Origin of the sequence: Neobacillus niacini (assembly GCF_000759675.1) — a bacterium.
Lineage (GTDB): Bacteria > Bacillota > Bacilli > Bacillales > Cytobacillaceae > Neobacillus > Neobacillus niacini_A.
In genome coordinates, this window is sequence record NZ_BAWM01000083.1 from 73120 (window position 1) to 98101 (window position 24982).

The following is a 24982-nucleotide window of genomic DNA, read 5'->3' on the forward strand; positions in this document are numbered from 1 at the left end:
ATTAGTCCTTGTGCCTTGCAGTTAATTCTATACTGGAAAAAAGTAAGAAGTAACAGGACATTCACAGCCTCTATGAATCTTTTGGTGAACTATAAGAGATGTTGTTCGGCAAGGAAGTTAGCCACGAGGATGAAAATAATACATATTTCGATTCGGAATGCGAAGAGTTAGAGTATACGTTCATGCACTGTTATACGATACGTAGACAAAAAGAAAAAGAAAAAAAGAAAAACAACAACAAGTTCTGTATCCAAATATAGATAAAAATTCAGATTTAGAGAGTCCGATACAGAATCATCAACAAGATGTGAAAGAAATTATTGTTGTTGAACCAACTTGGAATGATTGTTTTTCTACTTTTTAAATTCATTCAATCTTTCATATGTTTCAATCAGAAAATCATAAAACAGCTCTTCAGTTGGAAGCAGTTTACGTTCGGCCGGGTAGATAACACCGACTGTTCGAGTGAGTCTCGAATCTGAAAGTGGAATAACGACGGTAGATCGTGGTGTGTTATCGACCAATGTCATCTCAGGCATCAAAGCTACACCCAAGCCTGCAGATACTAACCCTTTTAATGCGTCAATATCTTTCCCTTCGAATTCAATATTTGGTGAAAAACCTACATCATTACATGCTTGAACAACTTGTTCACGAAATACAAATCCTTCAGGAAGAACGCAAAAGGGGTCATTTTTTAAATCCCGTAACCGAATGGATTGCCGGTCCGATAATGGATGATGAAGAGGGATGAGGGCAACGATATCCTCAGTGAAAAGAGTCTCCCCTTTAATCTTTTTTTCTTTTTCCAGATTTGGCATGGGGGCAATCATCGCCAAATTAAATTGACCATTTACAACACCATCTATTAAATCATAATAAAGGGCATTGCTCATTTGAAATTTTGCTTCTGAGAACCGATTACGAAAAGAATAAATGATGTGAGGCAATGTATGGGCTGCCATGCTAATCGGAAATGCAATTCGAACGGTCCCTTTTTCAGGATTTAAATATTCTCTTATCTCTCTCTTTGCATCTTCCATCAAATACCACACTTGTTTAATCCGATCATAAAAAATTCTGCCTAAAGGGGTTAACTTTACATTCCTTCCCTCACGTATAAAAAGCTCTACACCTAATTCCTCTTCTAAATTGGAAATTTGTCTACTAATGGCAGATTGGGCAATATGCAAGGCATCTGCTGCCTCTGTTACATGCTCTCTTTTTGCTACCTCCAGGAAGTATTGAATTTGTCTCGTCTCCATTTTTTTACCACTCCACGTTCATGCGTTTAATGAATGAATTTCATCAAAAATTATTGGAACAATCAATTATTAAATTATAAATTGGAAACCCATTTTAGAAAAGGAAATCTGCAAACTTAAAAAAGTTTACAATCCTGAAACGAGAGTAACTTGCGATTAAAAACTTAAGAAGATAAGGTTTATGTAACATAGAAGTGAACAAACATACTTCTTGGGAGAGATATTATATAATGAATGTCTTTTCGGTAAAACCTCTATAAAACAAGTATTCCCCCTTAGAATTTATTTAAGGGGAAAATTTAGATGTGGTGTTTTCCCGACCTTGCTTCACAAGTAATTGAGATAAGAAAACGCTGTTAATATCATGATTAACAGCGTTTTGAGCTTTTAAACTAAACTTATGTGCACTTAAATGTCCCACCAATTATCCATGAATCTTATCCCATGTAATATTAAAAGCTAGTTTCCAAATTGTACCCAGACATAGGATGGCAAACACTAAATAAAGATAGATTCCATAAGAGAACAAAGTGGTGACAAAATGTAGACCGGCAAATAATGCAACAAACAGCATTAAACCGAAAATAATGGCACCATTGCTATTTTGATTGTACTGATCAAAAGACTCTGAAAAGGGGATGGATTTTTTTAGAATCATAAAACAAATAACAGCATACGTGCAGGCGTTTAAAAATACGATGACAAGGTCCGGCAGAATTCTCACCCCAAATAGTGCAATAAATATTACACTAAGAAGCAAGTAAACTGGCAAATACAATTTGAAAATAAACGCCTTTATCGTACCGCTAAACATCGGTTTTAGATGTTTTATAGGTGCAGCTCTGTAAATCCACGCACCTTTATATTTTCCTGAAAACTTCAAAAGCACCAAGATTGTCGGGATGATAATTAAGCTAAAGTATATCGTTAAAAACGATTTGCTGGTGGAAAGATGATCAAAATCAGTATTAAAGCCATTCATGATAAAAATAAGCGGAATAACGACGGAAAAGCCCAAAGATGGATAGACCTTTAATTTAAAATCTCGTTCATTTTTCATCATAAAACTGGCAAAACGGAAAAAGGCTTGTTCCTCATGTGAGCGACAAATGACTGAAAGAAGCAATTGGCCCAACTGACTACGTCGCTTTTCTTTTGCCTTTCCATGGTAAGAAAGCTTTTGAAGGTTTTGCTCGAAAGCGGGATTGAGCTTTATATAAATCCATATGGATAAAAGAGGCATCAGAATCCCTAACAGAGTGAATAAAAGGTGAAACAGCTGCGCGTTACCATTCATCATTACTTCCATCATTGCGCCATACCACATCGGAAAGATGAATACTTGCCACCATTGCGGTTCAAGTGAAATGCTCAAATCAATAAACTCAAAGGAGCGAACAAGTAGATGATACCCAACCATTATTCCAAGCGATAACACAATTTGGACATAGTTAATGATATCTTTTAATTTTTCCCCATCAAAGAAGCGTAAAATAAACAAATAAATAAGCGCGGTTAACACAACAATAAACAGGTCAATTAGAATAATGGTAACGACTGTAGTAAGGAAAAATAAGAAACCATGTTTGATAAGTCCAACAATCAAAGGGATCCCGACCAGTGCAATGGTAAGGAACGACAAATATATAACTATATGTATCATTTTCGTCGTGCTAATGGTTCTTTTATCAACCGGCTTTGGAAACAGAATGTTTCGATCTCGAATGTCTAGTAACACAGAAGAAAAATCAGAAATCATAGATGTCATGATAAAAAAGGTAAAAATCCCATAAAAGAGACTCATTTGAAACAGGTAATTTTCACCCATGAGGATAAATGGAATCATGAACAGACCGAATAACACGTAAATCCATAATGATTTGATATACTGATTGTTAGTATCCTTTTCTTTCTTTTTTGCATTTTGTGAGAAAATAGTTGGCAAGCGGCGTCCATCCATCGTTAACTTTACTTGTAAAATTCTTCTCATTATCTTGTAATCTATTCCAAAGCTGAGGAAAACCTTCTCGAACCGATCCAATAGTTTCAGAGTGCGATAGTCCTGCATCCTTACATCTCCCCTACGATCGATACAAATCTTGCACCAAGTTCTTTATGTTCACTAAACCCTGTCAGTTGGTTGAAAATCTGTTCAAGTGAGCCTTCCATATTTTGCTGTTTTAACTCTTCGAAGGTACCGTCTGCAGCAATTTTTCCGTCATGCAGGAGAATAATACGGCTGCTTATTTTTTCGACCACATCCATAATGTGTGAAGAGTAGAAAATGGTTTTTCCCTGTGCAGCAAGTTGAGTCATGATTTCTTTGAAAATCATCACACTGTTTGCATCCAGACCATTGATGGGCTCATCAAAAAACAAAAGTTCTGGATTATGTAATAAGCTCGAGATAATTAAAAGCTTTTGACGCATTCCTTTTGAATAAGAAGCAATACGCGAATGATAGACTTCTCCGACCCCAAATAGTTCCATTAAACTTTTAGCCTTATAGTCTGCAAGATCAAATTCGAGACCATATAATTCGCCAACAAAGGTTAAATATTCATGGCCGGTTAAATTGTCGTATACTTCGGCGATCTCCGGCACATAACCGATTTTTCTTTTATACTCTATATTTCCATCTGAAATATCATGACCGAAGATTTTAATCTCACCAGAATAGTCATCTTCAATGCCAAGCATGATTTTAACGGTGGTGCTTTTTCCTGCTCCGTTTGGACCGATATAACCAATGACTTCTCCTCTTTTCACCTGAAGAGACACACCATTTAAGACCGCCTTAGAGCCATAATTTTTTCTTAAATCCTTAATGGTAAGGATAACTTCTTCTTCCATAGATTAATCCTCATTTCTGAATTATTTCCAATATAATCCTTTTTCTATAGTGTAACATATAAAAAATCAATTAAACTATTATCTAAAGGAAATTTCATTTACCTACAATAAAATAATAGTTTAGTACTTTGTGTAAAAAGTAATAAAAAACCGATCCCCACGATATTTCTTGATTCCCGCATTCCACAGAAGAATTGAGATACCAAAGATTAATGGGTTATCGGCCGTAATTGTTGATAGTATACATCATCGCCAAAATCTGAAACACAGTGGTTTTCTATTAATTAGTAAGTAATGGATATCCCTATTTTATCGTTATTATGAATTTCTTCCGTTCCGGCATCCAATGCAGTTTTGTAATATCTACATTTATGCTCGATGACTTCCAATGTTTTTTTTAGTCCTTCTATCTGTGATTCTACAATAGCTTTTCAAGCATCTACTGATGGTACAAATTTTCATAATTAATTTAGGATAAGAGCACTTGAGGAAAACTTTTCTTTAGTGCTTTTTCTATAATGACGCTCCAAGCAGCATTTATTATAAGGTTAAACGAAAGTGGTTGGTTAAAATTATTGTTAATTGGATGGTTATTTGTAGGTGTATAAATATTATAATGAATTTATTTAGAAAATTGATGTCCTTAAAGGAAAATCTATTATTGAAGTGGTATACCGGGTTAGTTATCGATTCCCATTTCTAAATAGGTTAAGAAAATTCGTCTAAGAGGTGTAACATGAGTGTTATGTATGTTTTGGTCATTATTATTTTATTAATCTCAATAGTTTCAACACTGCTAATCACAGGAAAAAGTGATGAAAACTATAGCAGTTCCACAAAAAGAAATACCACAAATTTAACGTTAATTTATGTTGTGATCATTTCCTTATCTTTAATTTCTCTTGGAGTGTATATTAGATTTTTCGCATAAATAATATTGTTTTGTTTCCTATTGACTTAATAACTCGATAGGTTATTTTTTTATGGATTTTTCTGTAGGAAATAACTCAAGAGTAAAAAAGTGAAATAGAAAAATAATATAAGGTATGAATAGAAAAAATTGAATCATAAGGACTGTAGTAAATGGACTGGAAACCAGATCGTAAAGCTAAAAAAGCTATTTATAAACAGCTTGCTGAATATATTGAAAATGGGATTGCAAATGGTACATTTCCGCCTGATAAACCATTACCATCCGAAAGAAATTTAGCTAAGGAACTTGACATAAACAGAAGTACAGTGGTTGCGGCCTATGATGAGTTGGAATCGAATGGATTGATTCAAAGAAATAGAGGAAGCGGGACAACCATTAGCAAGGATATTTGGGGGATTACCAAGAAACGTATTCCGAGCTGGAACAGGTATATTGAGGCAGGATCATTTTTACCAAATTTACCTGTTACCCAAAGGATACGAAAAGAAGCAGTTGAACATAAACTCATTAATTTAGCCAGTGGAGAATTATCCGAAGATCTTTTTCCATTGGATTCCTTAAGACAGATAACCGTTTCTAGATCGTTTATCGGAAGCTTAGGATATGATCATCCACAAGGTAACCTTATTCTTAGGGAGACAATTACAAAGCATGTCAAGCAATTTCGGAGAATTGAATCCGATCCTTCTTCGATATTAATTACATCTGGAGCGCAGCAGGCCTTACACCTAGTCGTACAGTGCCTGTTAAAGCCTGGAGATGCAGTAGCTTTAGAGGACCCTTCCTATAGTTATAATCTACCGATATTTAAATCAGCCGGAATAAAACCATATTTCCTTTCAGTTTATAAAGATGGAATAAACCCGGATGATTTATTAACTTTACATAAAAAACATCGAATTAAAATGATATTCTTAAACCCTTCTTTTCAAAATCCTACAGGGACCCTACTTCAGGAAAAACAAAGGAAAGCGATTTTAGAAATATCTTCTGAACATGGGATTCCGGTAGTAGAAGACGATCCATATAGTTTAACTTCTTTCACAGGAGAAGAGGTTACAACATTAAAATCGAAGGATATTCATGGCAACGTCTTATATATTAGCTCATTATCAAAGATTGTTGCTTCTGGATTAAGGATTGGCTGGATTATCGGACCAAAGCCCGTAATTGAAAGGCTATCCGATGCGAAACAACAAATTGACTTCGGGCATGCCAGCTTTACTCAATGGATTGCAAATGATTTTATTGAATCTGAGAATTTTCATTCACATATTAAACGGTTGGTGAAAGAGTTAGAAAAACGAAGGGATCAGATAGTTACTAGCCTAAAGTTTTATTTAAAAGATCAAGTTGAATTTTCTATTCCTCAAGGAGGTATTCATTTATGGTGCCGGATGAAAAAAGACTTTAACGAAATGCAATTACTGGAGGAATCAATTAAAAGGGGAGTTATTTATGTACCGGGTTCCACGATGGGGTCGAAAAAAGGTTTTGTGCGATTTACTTTCGCTAGGGAAGATGAGGAATCAATACATGAAGGAATAAAAAGGTTTGCGGAAGCTCTTCATTCTCTTTAAAAACAATTACTGCTTATGTGTTTTCTTATCTAAGAATCATGATTTTATCGTGGTTCTTTTTATTTTGAAGGCAAATGGATGGTAAAAAAAGTGCTAATTTGGATGGTAATAAAATTTATAAATCCTATATTATGGAGAAGTGCATTTTATTAATGTATCTGTAAAGGAGAGATAAAATGAACGAACTTGCCACACATTTAAACGATATTATTAAGAAATATAATCCACATGTATTTAACTTACTGTCTAATATGGGTAAGAAGTTATATTACCCAAAAGGAATCTTGAGTCAAAGTGCTGAAGCAACTAAAAAAGCTACCCGTTTTAATGCAACAATAGGAATTGCTACTGAAAAGAAGGTTCCGATGCATTTTGAACATATACAGGAATCGTTACAAGGATATTCCCCAGAGGATATTTATCCATATGCACCGCCGTCAGGAAAATTAGAGTTACGGAAAGAATGGAAACGAAAATTACTACGAGATAATCCATCTTTACATGATAGATTGATTGGACTGCCTATTACTACAAATGCTCTTACACATGGATTAAGTCTCGCAGCCGATCTTTTTGTAGAAGAAAATGATACCATCATTCTTCCAGATAAATATTGGGGGAACTATCAAACTATTTTTCATGTTCGAAGAGGCGGCAATCTTAAGACCTTTAAGCTTTTTGATAACAGTGACACCTTTAATGTTCTCTCATTCAGACAATGTTTACTTCAGCAAAAGGATGCAGGTAAGGCAATCGTCTTGCTTAATTTTCCGAACAACCCAACGGGATACACGCCAAAGGAAAGAGAAGTCGAAGGAATTATTTCAGTCTTAATGGAAGCGGCAGAAGCTGGTATTAATCTAGCTGTAATTCTTGACGATGCCTATTTCGGCTTGTTTTTTGAGGACTCTGTAAAAGAGTCATTGTTTGGTAGGTTGGCAGGGATCCATCCAAGAATTTTACCGATTAAGGTGGATGGAGCAACAAAAGAAAACTATGTTTGGGGACTTAGAGTAGGTTTTTTAACTTTTGCAGCCGATAGTCCAATTATATTAGAAGCTCTAGAACAAAAAACAAACGGACTTATTAGAGGAACCATTTCAAGCAGTTCTCATTTGTCTCAGACTATCATTTTACGCTCCTTGCAATCTAGCCAGTATGAAGAGGAAAAGTATAAAAAACATAATATAATGAAGCGGCGTGCGATGAAGGTCAAAGAGATTATTACTCGAGAAAAGTATAAGGAAGCTTTGGGTTTTTATCCTTTTAATTCTGGATATTTTATGTGCTTAAAGCTTAATCAGGTAGATGCAGAGGAATTGAGGCTTCATTTATTAAATGAATATGGAGTAGGAACCATTGCCATAAATACAACTGACTTACGCATCGCCTTTTCGTGTGTCGAGGAAGAAGACTTAGAAGAACTCTTTGAACTAATTTACCGTGGTATCAATGATTTAGTAATAAAGGGAGTAAGCAAAAATGTCTAATGCTGCAGAAACACTTGAAGGATGGTATTGCCTTAATGATTTTCGAAAAATAGATTGGAAGAGCTGGAAGACCTTAAACGATAATGAACGTCAAGAAATTATTGAAGAGATGATGGGATTATGGAACCAATGGAGTGATACCGAAGGAAATTCCGAAGGCAGTCATGCCCTCTTTCAAATTGGAGGGTATAAAGCAGATATTATGCTCTTGTTTCTTCGTCCAACCCTTGAAGAATTAATGCAAATTGAATTAGCTATTAATAAAACAAAGTTCGCTGAGTATACAGTGCAGTCTACATCGTATTTATCCGTAGTAGAGCTTAGTAATTATCTTCCTAAGGGGGAAGATCCATATAGTAAACCGGAAATAAGGCAACGATTGTTTCCAAAACTACCAAACACCGATTATATTTGTTTTTATCCAATGAATAAGCTTCGCAGCGGAAGTGATAATTGGTACATGTTATCAACCGAAGATCGTAATCAAATGATGCGAAGCCATAGCTTAATTGGTAGAAAGTATGCGGGTAAAGTAAAACAAATTATATTAGGATCTGTCGGTTTTGATGATTATGAATGGGGCGTTGCCCTATTTGCACAGGACCCAATCCAATTTAAAAAACTTATTTATGAAATGCGTTTTGATGAAGTAAGTGCTCGATTTGCTGAGTTTGGTTCCTTTTTTATAGGAAAGTATGTGTCAAAAGAACACTTTAATCATCTACTACAACTATGATTGCCTTTAATATGCAAGATGAGAAAGGGTGTGTAAAAATTGGTTAACCAATTTGAAACTCCGCTATTTACAGCCTTAAAAAAACATGCAGAAGAAAAGCCGATCCAATTTCATATTCCCGGTCATAAAAAGGGAAATGGAATGGATCCAGAGTTTAGAGAATTTATTGGTGAAAATGCACTTTCTATCGATTTAATCAACATAGGACCTCTGGATGATTTACATCTTCCAAAAGGTATTATTAAACAATCACAAGAGTTAGCTGCCAAAGCTTTTGGTGCCGATTATTCTTTCTTCTCAGTACAGGGAACTAGCGGTGCCATTATGGCCATGATTATGTCTGTTTGCGGACCAGGTGATAAAATTCTGGTGCCTCGAAATGTTCATAAATCTATCATGAGTGCCATTGTTTTTTCAGGTGCTGTTCCTATTTTTATCCATCCGGAAGTAGATTCCTACTTTGGAATTTCTCATGGGATTACACCAGACTCTATTGATAGAGCATTAGAGTTACATCCAGATACAAAAGCAGTTCTTGTGATCAATCCAACTTATTATGGTGTTTCTGGTGATTTAAAGAAAATAGTGAAAATTGCTCATTCAAGAGATATTCCTGTACTTGTAGACGAAGCACATGGGGCACATATTCATTTTCATAATGAACTTCCGTTATCTGCTATGGAGGCAGGAGCTGATATGGCTGCAACAAGTGTTCATAAGCTAGGAGGTTCCCTTACTCAAAGCTCAATATTGAATTTGCGTGGGAAACTTGTGTCTCCTAAAAGGGTACAATCTGTCCTAAGTATGTTAACGACTACCTCGACTTCTTATCTATTACTTTCATCATTAGATGTTGCAAGAAAATCACTTGCTACTGAAGGACAAGCACTGTTAGAGGACACGATTCGAAAAGCAGAAGAAACACGTTCGAAAATTAATGGAATTCCCCATCTGTATTGTATGGGCCGTGAAGTTTTGGAATCAAGTGCTGCAGTGGCGATGGATCCAACTAAGCTGCTAATATCAGTAAAAGAGCTAGGTATTACAGGTTACAATGTGGAAAAATGGCTTCGTAATAGATTTAATATTGAAGTTGAATTATCTGATCTCTACAACATTCTCTGTATAGTCACTCCTGGTGACACGAAGGAAGATTTAATAACATTTGTATCATCATTAACTGAATTATCCCAGGAATACAAAATACAGGTGGACAAGAATGTAGACAGTTCTGTTTTGTTGCCTGAGATTCCTTCGCTAGCGTTGACACCGCGAGATGCTTTTTATGCTGATACAGAAGTGATTCCGTTTGAAGAGTCTGCAGGAAGAATCATTGCAGAATTTTTAATGGTTTATCCACCAGGAATTCCTATTTTTATACCAGGAGAAATTATCACCCAGGAAAATCTAGTATATACAAGGAAGAATGTTGAAGCTGGGCTTCCTGTTCAAGGTGCCGAGGATGTTGAACTAAATAAAATACGTGTAATTAAAGAACACCTAGCTATTAAATAAAAAACCATAAGGCGGCGAATTAGATGAACTTTGAAAATTAATTGATCATACATTACTTTCACCTGTCACCAACGAAAATGAAATCATAATTTTATGCCAAGAAGCAAAACAATATGGCTTTGCATCAGTATGTGTAAATCCTGCATGGGTAAGCTTATCAACAGAACTTTTACGCGATTCGGATGTAAATGTTTGTACGGTTATAGGATTTCCATTAGGTGCGAACACACCCGAAACAAAGGCGTTTGAAACCAAAAATGCGATTGAAAATGGGGCTGCAGAAGTAGATACAGTGATAAATATTGGTGCATTGAAAGACAAAAACGATGCACTTGTTGAGGAAGATATACGTTCAGTTGTGGACACTGCAAAAGGAAAGGCTCTGGTAAAAGTTATTATTGAGGCATGTCTATTAACGAATGAAGAAAAAGTAAGAGCATGCGAATTATCTGTAAAAGCTGGAGCAGACTATGTCAAGACTTCAACAGGATTTTCTTTACACGGAGCTACTGTTGAAGATGTAGCGATCATGAGAAAAGCAGTTGGACCAAATATTGGAGTCAAGGCATCAGGCGGAGTCCGTAATATAGAAGATATCAAAGCAATGATAGATGCTGGAGCAACAAGAATTGGTACCAGCTCTGCCATAAAAATACTAGGATAAGTGAATAATGAATCCTTCTATATAAATTTAAACTCTCTAATCAAAATGTAACCAAGGATATGTACCCTAAGGATTTAGCTTGTTATGATGACCTTGTTTCAGCTCCAGATGTGATGAGTAACGGTGGAAGTCAATCGTTGGACCACTTGGTGATTATATTGCGGAGCCTGTTTGGGGGAAAGAAGAGATTATCATTGCAGACCTTGATATGAAAGACATAGCCTATAGTCAATATGCCTTTGATCCTGTTGGTCATTATTCAAGACCTGATGTATTTAAATTGGTAGTAGACAAACAAAAACAGAAAAGCACAATCTGGTTGAAATGATAGAATTACCATCCTACAGGATAAAGCCGTTTTCTTCTTTATAGGAATTCGGCTTTTTTATATAGTGAATTATTATTAAAGATGTTAATGTTATTTTATTTAAAACAGAACAAGAATATTTGAAAAATAAAAAAGTCTGGTGGTCATGTATTGAACCTTTCTTCAAACCAGATTAGGAGTGGCGTATGTGAGAACAAAAAATGATGAGGTCGTTTTAAATCAGATCATTAATGAACAACTTAAACCATTTATTAGACAAATTGATGAAAATGCTTCTTATCCGAAAGAATTTCTCAGTGCGGTTGGTAAAGCTGGTTTTTTCAATTCAAACAATATACAGAAGGAACTTGTGAGCTATGGAGATATCTATTTAATAGAAGAAACTGCAAAGTATTGCATGACATCAGCTTTTACATTATGGTGTCATTTAGCTGCTTTGTCGTCTGTGAGATTGAGCAACAATCCTGTTTTTAAAAACGATTTATTACCATTATTAGAATCAGGAGACGTGCTGGGCGGAACTGGCTTATCAAACGCATTAAAATATTATGCCGGGTTAGAACCGATTCGTTTAAATGCTGAAAGGACCGATGGGGGATATACTATATCTGGCTGTTTGCCGAGCGTGTCTAATTTGGACGACGACCATTGGTTTGTTATCCTAGCATCTCTAAATCCAAAACAGCGAATAATGTGTATGATTCCTGTAAAACTAAAAGGTTTAGTGTTAAAAAGTAAAATGGACTTTATAGGTTTAAATGGTAGTGCAACTTCCTCTTGTTTTTTTCACAATGTATTTATTCCAGATAAGTGGATTTTAACAGAAGAAGCGGACGAATTTATCCCAAAAGTCCGCCCAATATTAGCTCTTTATCAAATACCTTTGGGAATAGGAATATCACAGGCTGCTATTGATTCAATTGTCAAAAGTCATTCGAAAAATATAGAAGTAAATCAACATATAAAACCGCAGCCAAGGGAATTAATCGATGAAATACAGTGTATCAGTAAAAGAACATATGAACATGCACAGGCTTCAAATATAACAATTATTTGGACGGAAATATTGCGAACACGATTAGAAATTGCCAAGGTAACCTTGAAAGTAGTCCAGGCAGACATGCTCTATTCTGGAGGCCAATCTTATATACAGGGGAGTGATCAATTCAGAAGACTAAGAGAAGCGTATTTCTTAGCAAATCTGAGTCCAACAATAAAGCAGTTAGAAACGTTATTTTAGTTAGTAAACTATTATAAATAGAAAGAGGGCAGCGGTATGTCAAAAGGACTTACGGGGAAACGGGTTGCTATCGGTGCATCCCGCAAAACGGATGAGATAAGTATACTTATTGAAAAACAGGGCGGAGTTCCAATTGTCCGCTCGCTGCAAGGGACTGTATTTTTGGCGGAAAAAGAGGTCGGACCAAATCTGAATAAAATGGTAAAGGAGGGTACAGATTGGGCAATTTTCACAACGGGGATAGGTATGGAAACTTTGTTGGATATAGCTGAGAAGCAGGGGATAAAACAGCAGTTTATAAACATGATCCAACAAGCCAAGATTGCTTCGAGAGGATATAAGACACTTTCGACCATAAAAAAACTTGGGATAAAACCGGAAGCACTAGATGAAGATGGTACAACCAGTAGTTTAATAAAATCCTTGGAGAGATTTGATTTTTCCGGAAAAAGAGTAATGGTTCAGCTACATGGTGAAAAAGCGCCAACTTTAATAAAATTTCTTGAAGAAAAAGGTGCAGATGTTACATTGATTCTCCCATACCAGCACATTCCTCCAGCAACAGAAACCGTTGCAACACTATGTGAAGAGCTATTGGAGGAAAAGTTGGACGCAATTTGTTTTACTACTGCCATTCAAGTCCGTTCTCTTTTTGATTTTGCAAGGGAGAAGGATTATGTAGGCAGGCTTTTAACTTCTTTTAATGGGCATATACTTGCGGTTGCAGTTGGAAAAGTTACTGCGGAGGCTTTAAGAGAAGAGGGAGTTGAGCAAATACTTGTCCCTGAACATGAAAGAATGGGTGCGATGATTATGGAACTTTCCCGATACTATCTTAATCATTAGGAGTTGAGGTTCTTTAGATTTTTACTTTACAACCAAAATTAAAAACTAAAAAAACGCAAGGCATAAGCACTTGCGTTTTTTTAATTATTCTTTCTTATTGCCATCTTGCAGATTTTGCTAATTCAGATAAAGCCTATATAAGGTGAAACATAAACATGGATATACAAATGGGTATAACGATTAATAGATTTTTTCCGTACCGTTCTTTTAACATTCCTGCAAAATAACCACAAAAAAATAAAACTACCATCGCAACAATAAGTACTAGCATGAGGATTAACTTCATGTTTACCACCCTAAATGCAAAATATTAAAATATCTGAAGATATTTTACACAACAAACAATTACTAGTTTCAGAAAGCAAGGTTATTTAAAGTAAATCATATTACATCTTTAGAAAATATCTTGGTAGATATAGTGAATTTTTGTAGATTATCAGACCTAAGATTATAAGCTACAACTTTCTTTTTGTACTGCTTGACTACATAAACGTAATCTGCAAAACAATAAACAAAGATCTTACTATCTTTTTTCCCTCTTTTTACGTTGATAACAAATGGAGTAACATGTGTCTCTGGATGTAGAAATAATTTTTCTTTGCCTGGAAAGATATCATATTGTTTTAAAAAAGTTGCTTCATTAAAATAGTCAATAAATCGATTTTTTTCTTCCTCTACAAAGTGCTCTCCGATATATGTTACAGTAACATCCTTTGAATTAAGTTTTGGATGAAGTGCAAATTTACTTGTTATCCATTTCACAACTGCACTTGGAGGACTCGTTACCATTTTAATCACAATTCCAAGCAATACCAAAAGTGCAATAGTCCATGTCATATCTTATCGACTCCTTTAGTCATAATCTTTGATTACTAATTTACCTGTAGGTCCTCGTTTATATCTTTTACATTTCGATTATCACAAATATCATAAGGTAATTTTTCATTTAACGAACCATCCAATTCTCAACGAATTTAGCCAACCACTAAGTTGCGGAACTGCTTCTTTCTCCCATCTGACTATACCTTTGGCTTTGAAATTATCGATCGTTGTGTTTAATCCAATTTGGAGAAATTCAATGGACTCATCCAAAATAGTTGGCTCTATTAAAAAAGAGACCTCAAAAGAAGGTCTATTTGCTAATACTTATTCAACATTCGCACCCGTCAGAGTCATCAATTTCACCCATTATTCCACGAATTATAGGTGCCTATTTAAAGATATAAAAAGAAAAACATGATCACGAAAAACGTTAAGGATGTGGAGGATCTCTCACTTATTCAATATGTTTTGGAGTCCATTCAAAAACAGGAAAATCGCCGCCTATATGAATCTGTTTGTAAACCAGAAGAGATTTTTTTCGGCAAGAAAGTTTGCGACCAAGATGAAAATGATATATATATTCGGAATACGTAGCTACACGATACGTTTACGCCTCGTTATACGATAGGTGTGCAAAAAGAAAATGAAAATGAAAAACAACAACAAGTTTTTTATCCAGATATATTCAGGTAGTTTTTTAAAAACTTCTTTTGTTGCATTTTCTCCATTGTTACTGCACTAATCATAAAAGTTGTTGGCTATTATTTTGCAGAAGTGCTCCTTTATGGTAACTGGATACAGCCATTCGGCTCCATCCCTGGAAACGTTATGCAGGTCGTAATTGCAGGTATAATTGTAGTAACTCTTGTAGGTCGCTTAAAGAAAAGAGTTTGATTCTTACAGGGGCATTGCTAAAAGCTATATCGCAAGATTAACTAAAATGTTCAAACCGCACCCCAAAATTGACTTGCACGTTGAGGTTTTGATTTGGGATAAAAACACCATTATTTACAACAATATAAATATTATGTTGTGAAATGGGTGTGTTTTTATAAATGAGGAAAATATGGAGTATATATACTACTGATTGGAAAAATATCTTTAGTGTTCCAACAGTCGCATTATTGGTGGTTGGACTTATGCTGCTTCCTTCCGCATATGCATGGTTTAACATCAAGTCTATGTGGGATCCATATGGGAATACTTCAGGCATAATTGTTGCCGTTGCCAATGAAGATGAAGGCGCTGTAGTTAGTTTAACCAAGCAGAAGATTAATGTTGGAGAAGAAACGATAAAAGCTCTAAAAAAGAATAAAAAGCTTGGCTGGGTGTTTGTCGACCAGAAAGAAGCCAAACGAGGCGTAAAACATGGTGATTATTATGCCTATCTTATTATTCCAAAAGAATTTTCTAAGAAAATTACAAGTATTTTAGAAGAGAATCCAGAAAAGCCTCAAATCCTTTTTGGTGTAAATGAAAAAATTAATGCCGTTGCTCCTAAAATTGCTGCCACTGGTGCCACAAGTGTAACCGCCCAAATTAGTGAAGCTTTTATCAAAACAGTTGGAGATGCGATTTTCTCGGCATTTTATAAAGCAGGAGTTGAACTTGAAAAGGATTTACCGTCCATTTTCTCTGTAGAAAACCAAATCTTTGAGCTTGAAAAGGCACTCCCTCAAATAGAAGAAATGGGGCGTAAAGCGATAGAATTGGAAGGAAAATTACCTGAAATTCATGAGAAAGGACAAGAAATTATTGCCTTAGAACAGAGGATTCCTGAACTTGACCAGGTGGGAGCTAGTATTCTAAAAGTTGAGGCAAGCCTACCACTAGTCAAGGATGCGGGTGAACAAGTGTTAGCTATTCAGGAAAGGCTCAACGATATTTCTAGAACCACTGCCATTATCAATGACGTTGTGACTCATATCACCGAAATAGAAACACAATTAAAACAAGCAATTGATAGTGTCAATGAGGCGAATCAATCAGGTACAACAACCAATTCGGAGCAGTTAACTACATTATACAATGAATTAATGAACATTCTTGGAATCATCCAAAATACGCGGAAGGATTTACAGCAAAAGTTAGATCAGGTTACTGGTGGGATTAACACAGCAGCAGATTTTGTTAAAAATGTACTGCCCACTGTTGAACAAAAAATCCATAAAGCAGCTGATTTTGTACGGAACGACCTACCTAAAGTGGAGTCCGATATTCATGAAGCCGCAGATCTTGTTCGTACCAAGCTACCAGCAGCAGAACAAGCTATCCATAAAGCAGCTGACTTTGCCAGAAATGATTTGCCGGGATTCGAAGAAAAAGTAAGGACTGCAGCAGATCGACTCAGAAAGTTTAAGAGCAGTGTTAATATTTATGAATTGATTGAATACTTAAAGCATGATCCGAATAAGGAAAGCAGTTTTTTAGCAAAACCGATTCTGTTAAAAACAGAGCGGATTTTTCCAATTCCGAATTACGGTTCAGCGATGACACCCTTTTATACCATGCTGGCACTTTGGGTAGGCGGCACACTTCTGGTGTCTTCATTACGAGTCGATGTAGAAAACGTGGAAATTCAATATAAACATTACCAAATTTATTTTGGAAGACTATTAACATTTTTGACAATTAGCATTCTCCAAGCTGTTATTGCATCAGTAGGAGATTTGTATTTAATCCATGCGTATATCGCGGACAAACTATGGTTTGTGCTATTTAGTATTTATATCAGCATCGTATTTACCATTATTATTTATACTCTATGTTCGGTGTTTGGCAATATTGGAAAGGGGTTATCCATCATATTATTGGTATTGCAAATTTCCAGTTCAGGTGCAACCTTTCCGGTAAGCTTGACGCCTTCCTTTTTTCAAAAATTGCACCCGTTCATGCCATTCACATATGCGGTCAGCATACTGCGTGAAACGGTGGGTGGAATGATTAAGACGATCGTGATAAAAGACACCCTTTTTCTGCTAATTTTTATCGGAATTAGCTTCTTTGTGGCACTTGCTCTAAAACGGCCTTTGGGAGCGTGGATTCACCGGACAGCAGAAAGGTCTAAATCAACCAAAATAGTCCCATAAAAAACGACATCTCTCCAGTCAAACGATAATAGGTAATGTGAATCCTAAAAAATTACCAAAGCTACTATTGAACAAAAAAGTATTAGGAAATGCAATGATTTTGAGTGGAAGAAAATAAGCGTGCACTAATTTGCTTACGAAAATAGCGCTGCCTTTTCTATTATTAGGGCAACTACTTTATTTAACACAGGGGCTTTAGGAGAGTAAGTAGAAGAAAAAAATGAATCCATTCAAATTTGTTTAACCCTGTCAAGAAACACGGAAAAAATACATAGGTTTTGTCAAACGAAATTTTAATCCTCGTAAATGTTGGTTCATTTAACGTTCACGAGGATTTTTCAGTTTGCCGAATCAGTAGAAAAATTGATTTCTATATTGTAACAATCCTTACCAAAGCTTCTCTTTATATTTAATATCCTTCACATTTCGAAATACCCCTCTTTGTAAGTCAAGTTTCCAAATGGTCCCTTGCAACATATTAGAAAACATGACAAAGGTTGAATTTGTTTTAAGGCAAACACCCATTAAATCCTATATTTGTTACAAAATTCAACCTGCTCCATGCCATTTGTTTTTTGGTAATCTTATAGATACCAATTAAGTCGTATTTGAATTCGTAAGAAGATAGAGGTAAAAATACTTTTCCTCTGGGGTCAACTCTAGAGGAATTAGGTGTAGAGCTTTTTATTATGGGTATATTAAGAAAAAAGATAATGAACTAAAGATAAAAGAAATGGAGTTAGTGGAAAAAAAGTTAGAGCTGGAGATGAAAAAATTAGATCAAGATAAAAAGGATAGCTTCTTATGAGGAAATGCTGCATGATCAAATAGTACGTTCGGTTAGTGTTGAGAGCATGGAAAACCCTACAAAATGGTAACAGTTAAAGTCAGTTAGCAATCTTCCGAATCATATATAGTAATCTCTTATATTTAGTCTGAAAATGGGATGTGTCCTTCCTTCATAATGGAGGCAGAGGAACTGTCCCATTTATTTCTATTCAATAGTAGTAATATTCGGATGTTATTCCAGTGTTTAAAAAGATTAGGACCATCTTCTTCTGCTTGTTTTGCTTCTGGGATTGCAAATGCTTCTTGTAGTTTTTCCATATTTCACAAACATGATTTTCCCATGCATGGTACTTCCGAAAAATACATGAATGCATCGAATATTAGGGAATCTAAATATAGAATAGTGTAGCGTACTGACTACGTTATGATGATATAAATGGAGGGAAAATATGAAGCTGATTCGCAATCGACTGCTTGAATATGGGATGGACCCAGTCGTTACTGATTATCTTGCTGCTATAATTATGATTCTTTTTTTAGGGGTTCTTTGTATAGCTGCGAATTTTATCACGAAGAAGGTAGTGTTGAGGGTCATTACTCACATTATTACAAATAACAAATTCGAGTGGGATAATATGTTTTTAGAAAGGAAGGTTTTTCACAGGTTATCCCATATTGTTCCAGCAATTTTTATTTATTATTTTTCATCTACTTTTCCTGACTTTCAACATTTGATAGAAAAAGGAGCCATTACCTATATAGTATTTGTCGGGTTAATGGTCATTAATAGTTTTTTAAAAGCATTCAATGATATTTATTTAACCTTTGAAATCTCCAAGATTAAGCCAATCAAGGGATATATTCAGGTGGTTCAAATCATTATTTTCATTCTCGGAGGAATTGTCGTTATCGCTCATTGGATGGGAGAGAGTCCTTTTATTCTTCTAAGCGGGGTTGGTGCCTTATCAGCTGTTCTTCTGATCGTGTTTAAAGATTCGCTTTTAGGACTTGTAGCTGGAATTCAGTTAGCGGCCAATGATATGGTGCGTGTTGGAGATTGGATTGAAATGCCTAAGTATGAAGCGGATGGCGATATTATTGATATCTCTTTGAATACGGTAAAAGTTCAGAACTTTGATAAAACGATTACGACAATCCCAAGTTATGCTCTTATTTCTGATTCTTTCAAAAACTGGAGAGGGATGCAAGCTTCTGGTGGACGTCGAATTAAGCGATCTTTATTTATCGACACCAAAAGTATCACGTTTTGCACCGAAGAAATGATAGAGAAATTCAAAACGATCCAATTTCTTTCCGATTACATAACTTCTAAGGAACGTGAAATTGCTGAATACAATGCCATGAATGAAATTAACCGGCATAATCCAGTAAATGGCCGGGCACTTACCAATATCGGTATTTTCAGAACGTACATTAACCAATATCTTCAACATCATCCAGGAATCAGTCAAGAAATGACCTTACTCGTAAGACAATTGGCACCAACTGAAAATGGATTGCCACTAGAGATTTATGCATTTACCAATGATATTCGCTGGCATGTGTATGAAACGATACAATCCGATATCTTTGATCATCTTTTTGCAGTAGCCCCTGAATTTGGACTTCATATTTTCCAGAATCCCTCAGGGAATGACTTTAAAAATATGATAGTGGAATTTGGCGGGAATGGAAGGAGTAGAGAAACCGATCACTACTCATAGCAATACCGCCTTATTGGTGTTAACTTTCCTGCCAGTTTGGCGGTTCGACCCTGAGTCATCGGTATAAGAAGATGACCGTTTTCGATATTCTAGGGGTTGTGTATGAAACGACGGTGAAGCAAAGACAAGCTGCCTAGCAAAAAAATCGCGTTTTAAAAGGCTTTTTTGGTATGCCTACTTTTCTATCACTCGCTAGTTTTGAAGTAAGGATCATTCCGTATCTAGTAATTTAGGTTGTTAGTTTGATGGGCATGTGGCAGTACCCTAGTAAACCTTAAATATCTCAGTTGTTTGATATCCATTGTTGAAAACATTCCTTTCTCATATACGAAAAACCTATGTAAAACTTATTTTTTATATATTTTTCATATAGTTGACCTTATGTTAGCATATTTGTAAAGAAAGAAAAGGAGCCATAATGTTGTATCGTCTCTTCATGTTTTTATTTGTTTTTTTTGCTTGCTGCGTGTCAAACTGTACCCAATTCCTCGCAAAGTTTACCGAAAGAACCGCAGTCGAAAAAACCGCAATCTAATGAAAAGCAGGTGGAAATAATGAACCAACAATTGATTTTTTCGGCAGAAAAAGGAGACACTGAAAACGTCCTAAAACTGCTTCAAGACGGAGCAAACATCAATGCAACGGATGAACACGGAAGAACAGCCGTCATGGCAGCGACTTATAACAATAAGGTAGATACCGTAAAGATACTGATTCAAAAGGGTGCAGACATCAACGTTCGTGATAACAACTTAGAAAATGTACTCTTGCATGCCGGAGCGGAAGGGTTTCTCGAAATCGTAAAACTCACGATTGCTGCTGATGCTGATACAAGACTTACGAACCGGTTTGGGGGTACAGCCCTTATCCCTGCTTCAGAACGTGGACATGTTGAGGTTGTTCAAGAACTACTTACTCATTCAGACATCGATGTTAATCACATCAATAACTTGCATTGGACAGCATTATTGGAAGCGGTCATTCTAGGAAACGGCCGAGAAAAGCATCAAAAAATCGTACAACTGTTAGTCGACCACGGAGCTGATGTCCATATTGGTGATGGGGACGGAATTACTCCTTTGGAGCATGCGCAAAAACGTGGATTTCAAGAAATTGTAAATATTTTAAAAAAAGTAGAGAGATAGCGACACAGGAATATGGGACTGTAATATTTTTATCTCTTATTTATAAATCCAGAAAAAGGAATCAAAAGTTCTCAACACGGTTGAAGCAGTTAGGTTTGAGAATGATCTCTTAATCCATAATCCAAGGAGGGCTAAAGAAAGTGACGGATAAAGCATACTGGTTAACGAATGTAAGCTTAGAAATCGGTTACCACTTTGAAAATGGTACGGTTACAGGAACAAAAACAGGAAGATTCCATGTACGTATTGAAGATGGAAAAATAAATGAAATTACCTTAGCTTCCAAACCTTTAGAAACTAATTTACCTAAACAGGATGCCAAAAATTATTTAATGCTCCCATCCTTTAGAGATATGCACATCCATATAGATAAAACGTACTATGGAGGTCCTTGGAAAGCGCCAACAATTCCTGCTAAGGGGATTTTGACAAGGCTAGAAGAAGAGCGAGAATTACTTCCACGCTTACTTCCTGTTGCTGAAGAAAGAGCAGGAAAATTACTAGATTTGTTGCTACATTCAGGTTCAACGCACATTAGAACACATTGCAATATTGATCCTGTTATTGGGTTGAAAAATCTAGAAGCAACTTTACTAGCAGTCGAAGCTTTTAAAGGAAAAGCTTTTGTAGAAATTGTCGCTTTCCCACAACATGGTTTATTACGCAGCCAATCTGTGCCGCTTGTGAGAGAAGCATTGCGCAGTGGTGCTTCACTAATCGGTGGTGTCGACCCTGCTACCATTGATGAAAATATTGAGAAGTCATTACTAACGGTGATGGAGCTTGCTGTAGAAGCCAATTCGAACATTGACCTTCATATACATGATCCGGGACAACTTGGTATTTTTACGTTTAAGCGATTGGCTTCTCTAACAGAAGAAGCTGGATGGCAAGGAAGAGTCACCATAAGTCATGCCTTAGCTTTTGCCGATATTTCGTCAAAAGAGGCAAGTGAAGTTGCAGAGTTACTCGTTCAACAAGGGATTTCGATTACATCATCTGTTCCTATTGGAAAAACGATTCCGATTCCTCTCTTGCATGAAAAAGGAATAGAAGTATCTCTCGGTGATGATAGCATTACAGATCACTGGTCTCCTTTCGGAAAAGGAGATAGTCTGGAAAAAGCAGGGACGCTTGCGGAACGTTTTGGCTTAAGTGATGAACGTTCACTTGGACAAACCTTAGGGTTTATCACTGGAGGCATAACCCCTTTAAACAAAGAAGGAGAACGCATTTGGCCAAATGTAGGAGATAACGCTGATCTCGTTTTTGTTGATGCAAGTTGTTCAGCCGAAGCTGTTGCAAGGAGGGCTAAAAGAATAGCTGTTTTATTTAAAGGAAATCTAGTTGCTGGAGCACTTTAATTATTGTGACAAAGAAGGAGAAGTATAATATGAGCTCAACTTTTTGGCTTACAAATGTTTTATTAGAGAGTGGTTATCAACTTGATAATGGTGTCATAACAGGTACAAAAACGGAAGGTGTCCATCTTTTGATCAAGGATGGAAAAATTGGAAATATTGTATCTTCTATTGAAACTATTAAAGACGATTTACCAAAAAAAGATGCGAAACGGTTGTTGGTTCTTCCATCTTTTATAGAAAAACATTGTCATTTGGATAAAACGCTCCTTGGCGACAGATGGCGTTCAGTAACACCTGTTAATAGTATTTTTGAACGGCTCGAAATCGAGAAAAAGGTTCTTCCAACCTTAGAAACTACTACACAAGAACGTGCGGAAAAGTTACTTAATAGTTATTTGAAGTCCGGAGTAACCCATGTACGTACACATGTGGATCTATATCCAGAGGTTGGATTAAAGAATTTAGAAGAAGTGCAAAAAGCATTGCATATGTTTGAAGGGAAATTATCGTATGAAATTGTTGCATTTCCGCAACATGGCTTATTGCGAACAAAGGCAAAAGATTTAGTAAGGGAGGCTCTTCGCCAAGGAGCAAGCCTTGTAGGTGGTGTTGATCCAGCTACCGTGGATGGTGATATTGAAACATCTTTACAAGAAATGGTGGAACTTGCTGTTGAAGGAAATGCTGGAATCGACTTGCATTTACATGACGCGGATCAACTAGGTATATATACAATGAAACGATTGGCTCATTTAACCAAAGAAGCCGGTCTACAAGGTAAGGTTGCGATTAGCCATGCATTTGGACTTGGGGATATCCCTCCATCTCTAGCAGAAGATATGGCAGAACGATTGGCTGATGCAGGGATTTCCATTATCACGAGTGTGCCCATAGATAGAAAGTTTCCACCTGTTGGCTTATTACACAGGAAAGGAGTAGCGGTTGCCGTCGGATGTGATAACATTTTTGATGTTTGGTCACCATTTGGAAATGGCGATGTATTAGAACGTGCCGGTCGTTTGGCAGAAGTTTCAAGATGGGCAGATGAACGGTCATTAGCACAAACTCTCTACTTTATTTCCGGTGGCAAAACACCGCTTAATGATAAAGGAGAACAAATATGGCCGCAAGTTGGGGACGAAGCAAGCATTGTGTTAGTTGAAGCCTCTTGTTCCGCTGAAGCCATTGCAAGAAGATCGAAACGAGTAGCTACGATGTTCAAAGGAGAAATTGTTTCAGGCTCTCTTGAATCAAGTAAAGAATAATTAAAATATCATTTCTAGGACAGAAACAATTACATCTGTTTGGAGTAATAGAGGAGAAAAATCCATGCCAACAAAATCTGCGTTTCCGTTGTTACTGACTTATATGTTTCTTGCGATGCTTGGCATTGGGCTTGTTATTCCGATTCTCCCTGAGCTTCTAATAGATTTCGGAGCAGGCGGAAAAGCAGCAGGATATTTAGTATCCGCCTTCGGCTTGACACAGTTTTTGTTCTCGCCAATTGCTGGCGATTTCTCAGATAAATATGGACGTAAGCCGATGATTGTCGTCGGACTGTGTTTATTCGTTATTTCCAACCTATTGGCTGCTGCTGCAGATCATTTCTCGCTTTTTCTTGTTTCACGATTAATTGGCGGTATGGGTTCTGCTGCCTTGGTTCCCTCCATTATGGCTTATGTCGTTGATATCACGACAGAAGAACAGAGGCCTAGAGCGATGTCATTTCTAGGCGCTTCGATGTCATCCGGTTTTATTATTGGTCCGGGTTTGGGAGGATTGCTTGCTGAGTTTGGAAATAGGGCTCCTTTCTTCGCTTCTGCAAGTATTGGTCTTCTAGCGGTGATCTGTTGCTTACCATTATTACCGGAATCCCGATCTGTAGGGGTTCGTCTCGTGCATCTGAAATCGAAACCGAAGAGAGAAAATATTTTTCATCAACTTGCACAATCAGTTAAATCTCGTTATTTTATCCTATTGTTTATGATATTCGCTCTTTCATTCGGACTTACTCACTTTGAGGCGATATACCCGTTATTTGTTACTCAGAGCTATGGATTTACGACTAGAGATATTTCCATCTTGTTTATGGTTTGTTCCTTGATCGGTACATTCAACCAAGTGATGCTGACCAACCGTCTTACACAAAGGTTTGGGGAAAAGTCAATAATTAGCAGCATGCTTTTACTTTCGGCAGTATCTCTTGTGTTCTTGCTATTCTCGGGCAATTTCTTTTATGTAATGGTAATAACGATGTTGTTTTTCACATTTAATAACATTTTACGGCCGACGATTAACACGTTGCTTTCGAAGGAAGCTGGAAATGAACAAGGATTTGTAGCAGGGTTGAACAACGCCTATATGAGTCTCGGACAAATTTTTGGGCCAGTGCTTGCGGGTGTTTTATTCGATATTCATATCAACCTGCCGTATCTATTCGGAGCATTCGTGCTACTTGTCAGCAGCTTCGTATCAGTCAAATGGGTAGGGAATAAGAATGGAGTAATCCACCAAGAATATAGGAGAGAAAAGGATCAAGCCTTATAGCACTGTGGATCGCTACTTAATCGTTTGATCCGTCTTTAATGGTAAGTTAAA

At 36.5% G+C, this 24982-nt stretch carries 18 protein-coding genes and 4 pseudogenes; 16 read left to right on the top strand and 6 right to left on the bottom strand.

Annotated features, from left to right (window positions below; genetic code table 11):
* Positions 1 to 353: 353 nt before the first annotated feature.
* The 4 genes and pseudogenes from TR08_RS19985 to TR08_RS33340 form a co-directional block, all read right to left on the bottom strand.
* A complete protein-coding gene (locus TR08_RS19985) occupies positions 354 to 1265 on the bottom strand; it encodes a LysR family transcriptional regulator (RefSeq protein ID WP_045521270.1) in 912 nt (303 codons plus the stop codon).
* A gap of 424 nt (positions 1266 to 1689) precedes the next feature.
* Positions 1690 to 3333, bottom strand: a complete 1644-nt coding sequence (locus TR08_RS19990) for a hypothetical protein (RefSeq protein WP_045521272.1) — start codon at positions 3331 to 3333, stop codon at positions 1690 to 1692.
* A gap of 2 nt (positions 3334 to 3335) precedes the next feature.
* Positions 3336 to 4118: an ABC transporter ATP-binding protein gene (locus TR08_RS19995; protein WP_045521274.1), complete on the bottom strand. Its 783-nt coding sequence runs from the start codon at positions 4116 to 4118 to the stop codon at positions 3336 to 3338.
* Positions 4119 to 4402: 284 nt separating this feature from the next.
* A pseudogene (locus TR08_RS33340) lies at positions 4403 to 4549 on the bottom strand (MerR family transcriptional regulator); the annotation flags it as partial.
* A gap of 652 nt (positions 4550 to 5201) precedes the next feature.
* On the opposite strand from TR08_RS33340, the gene pdxR reads away from it, so the two are divergent.
* From pdxR to TR08_RS20035, 8 genes and pseudogenes are all read left to right on the top strand, one after another.
* Positions 5202 to 6632 carry a MocR-like pyridoxine biosynthesis transcription factor PdxR gene (pdxR, locus tag TR08_RS20005; protein ID WP_045521278.1) on the top strand — a complete coding sequence of 477 codons (1431 nt, stop codon included), beginning with the start codon at positions 5202 to 5204 and terminating at the stop codon, positions 6630 to 6632.
* Between the two features lie 176 nt (positions 6633 to 6808).
* Positions 6809 to 8122 (top strand): aminotransferase class I/II-fold pyridoxal phosphate-dependent enzyme, encoded by a 1314-nt coding sequence (locus TR08_RS20010; protein WP_045521280.1) that lies wholly within the window; start codon positions 6809 to 6811, stop codon positions 8120 to 8122.
* The gene (gene hemQ / locus TR08_RS20015; protein ID WP_045521282.1) at positions 8115 to 8858 is read left to right on the top strand and encodes a hydrogen peroxide-dependent heme synthase; all 744 of its coding nucleotides are present in this window, start codon (positions 8115 to 8117) and stop codon (positions 8856 to 8858) included. Before TR08_RS20010 ends, hemQ begins: the two co-directional genes overlap by 8 nt.
* A 39-nt stretch (positions 8859 to 8897) precedes the next feature.
* Entirely contained in the window at positions 8898 to 10373 is a 1476-nt protein-coding gene (locus TR08_RS20020) for an aminotransferase class I/II-fold pyridoxal phosphate-dependent enzyme (RefSeq protein ID WP_045521284.1), read from the top strand.
* A 40-nt stretch (positions 10374 to 10413) separates the two neighbouring features.
* Positions 10414 to 11037 (top strand): deoxyribose-phosphate aldolase, encoded by a 624-nt coding sequence (deoC, locus tag TR08_RS20025; RefSeq protein WP_045521286.1) that lies wholly within the window; start codon positions 10414 to 10416, stop codon positions 11035 to 11037.
* 38 nt (positions 11038 to 11075) lie between these two features.
* Positions 11076 to 11365 (top strand): annotated as a pseudogene (locus TR08_RS33345) (nitrilase-related carbon-nitrogen hydrolase); the annotation flags it as partial.
* Positions 11366 to 11552: 187 nt separating this feature from the next.
* Positions 11553 to 12605, top strand: a complete 1053-nt coding sequence (locus TR08_RS20030) for an acyl-CoA dehydrogenase family protein (protein ID WP_045521288.1) — start codon at positions 11553 to 11555, stop codon at positions 12603 to 12605.
* A 36-nt stretch (positions 12606 to 12641) separates the two neighbouring features.
* On the top strand, positions 12642 to 13451 hold the full coding sequence (locus tag TR08_RS20035; protein ID WP_045521290.1) for a uroporphyrinogen-III synthase: 810 nt from the start codon (positions 12642 to 12644) through the stop codon (positions 13449 to 13451).
* 381 nt (positions 13452 to 13832) lie between these two features.
* Here the strand turns inward: TR08_RS20035 and TR08_RS20040 are convergent, their stop codons facing one another.
* Positions 13833 to 14288 carry a YfmQ family protein gene (locus tag TR08_RS20040; RefSeq protein WP_045521292.1) on the bottom strand — a complete coding sequence of 152 codons (456 nt, stop codon included), beginning with the start codon at positions 14286 to 14288 and terminating at the stop codon, positions 13833 to 13835.
* Between the two features lie 708 nt (positions 14289 to 14996).
* Here TR08_RS20040 and TR08_RS31310 point away from each other — a divergent pair.
* From TR08_RS31310 to TR08_RS33350, 3 genes and pseudogenes are all read left to right on the top strand, one after another.
* Positions 14997 to 15167, top strand: a pseudogene (locus tag TR08_RS31310) (ECF transporter S component); the annotation flags it as partial.
* Between the two features lie 161 nt (positions 15168 to 15328).
* Complete coding sequence (locus tag TR08_RS20050) at positions 15329 to 17362, top strand: YhgE/Pip domain-containing protein (RefSeq protein ID WP_045521296.1); 2034 nt, start codon at positions 15329 to 15331, stop codon at positions 17360 to 17362.
* A gap of 49 nt (positions 17363 to 17411) precedes the next feature.
* Positions 17412 to 17480 (top strand): annotated as a pseudogene (locus TR08_RS33350) (class I SAM-dependent methyltransferase); the annotation flags it as partial.
* Between the two features lie 812 nt (positions 17481 to 18292).
* Here the strand turns inward: TR08_RS33350 and TR08_RS32710 are convergent.
* Complete coding sequence (locus TR08_RS32710) at positions 18293 to 18469, bottom strand: hypothetical protein (protein WP_193747806.1); 177 nt, start codon at positions 18467 to 18469, stop codon at positions 18293 to 18295.
* Positions 18470 to 18600: 131 nt separating this feature from the next.
* Between TR08_RS32710 and TR08_RS20055 the strand changes: the two genes are divergently transcribed.
* The 5 genes from TR08_RS20055 (at position 18601) to TR08_RS20075 (ending at position 24931) form a co-directional block, all read left to right on the top strand.
* Positions 18601 to 19875, top strand: a complete 1275-nt coding sequence (locus tag TR08_RS20055; RefSeq protein WP_045521297.1) for a mechanosensitive ion channel family protein — start codon at positions 18601 to 18603, stop codon at positions 19873 to 19875.
* 554 nt (positions 19876 to 20429) lie between these two features.
* Complete coding sequence (locus TR08_RS20060) at positions 20430 to 21020, top strand: ankyrin repeat domain-containing protein (RefSeq protein ID WP_045521299.1); 591 nt, start codon at positions 20430 to 20432, stop codon at positions 21018 to 21020.
* A 140-nt stretch (positions 21021 to 21160) separates the two neighbouring features.
* Positions 21161 to 22384 (top strand): amidohydrolase family protein, encoded by a 1224-nt coding sequence (locus TR08_RS20065; RefSeq protein WP_045521301.1) that lies wholly within the window; start codon positions 21161 to 21163, stop codon positions 22382 to 22384.
* A 29-nt stretch (positions 22385 to 22413) separates the two neighbouring features.
* A complete protein-coding gene (locus tag TR08_RS20070; protein ID WP_045521304.1) occupies positions 22414 to 23649 on the top strand; it encodes an amidohydrolase in 1236 nt (411 codons plus the stop codon).
* A gap of 64 nt (positions 23650 to 23713) precedes the next feature.
* The gene (locus tag TR08_RS20075) at positions 23714 to 24931 is read left to right on the top strand and encodes an MFS transporter (RefSeq protein ID WP_045521306.1); all 1218 of its coding nucleotides are present in this window, start codon (positions 23714 to 23716) and stop codon (positions 24929 to 24931) included.
* Positions 24932 to 24982: the final 51 nt, after the last annotated feature.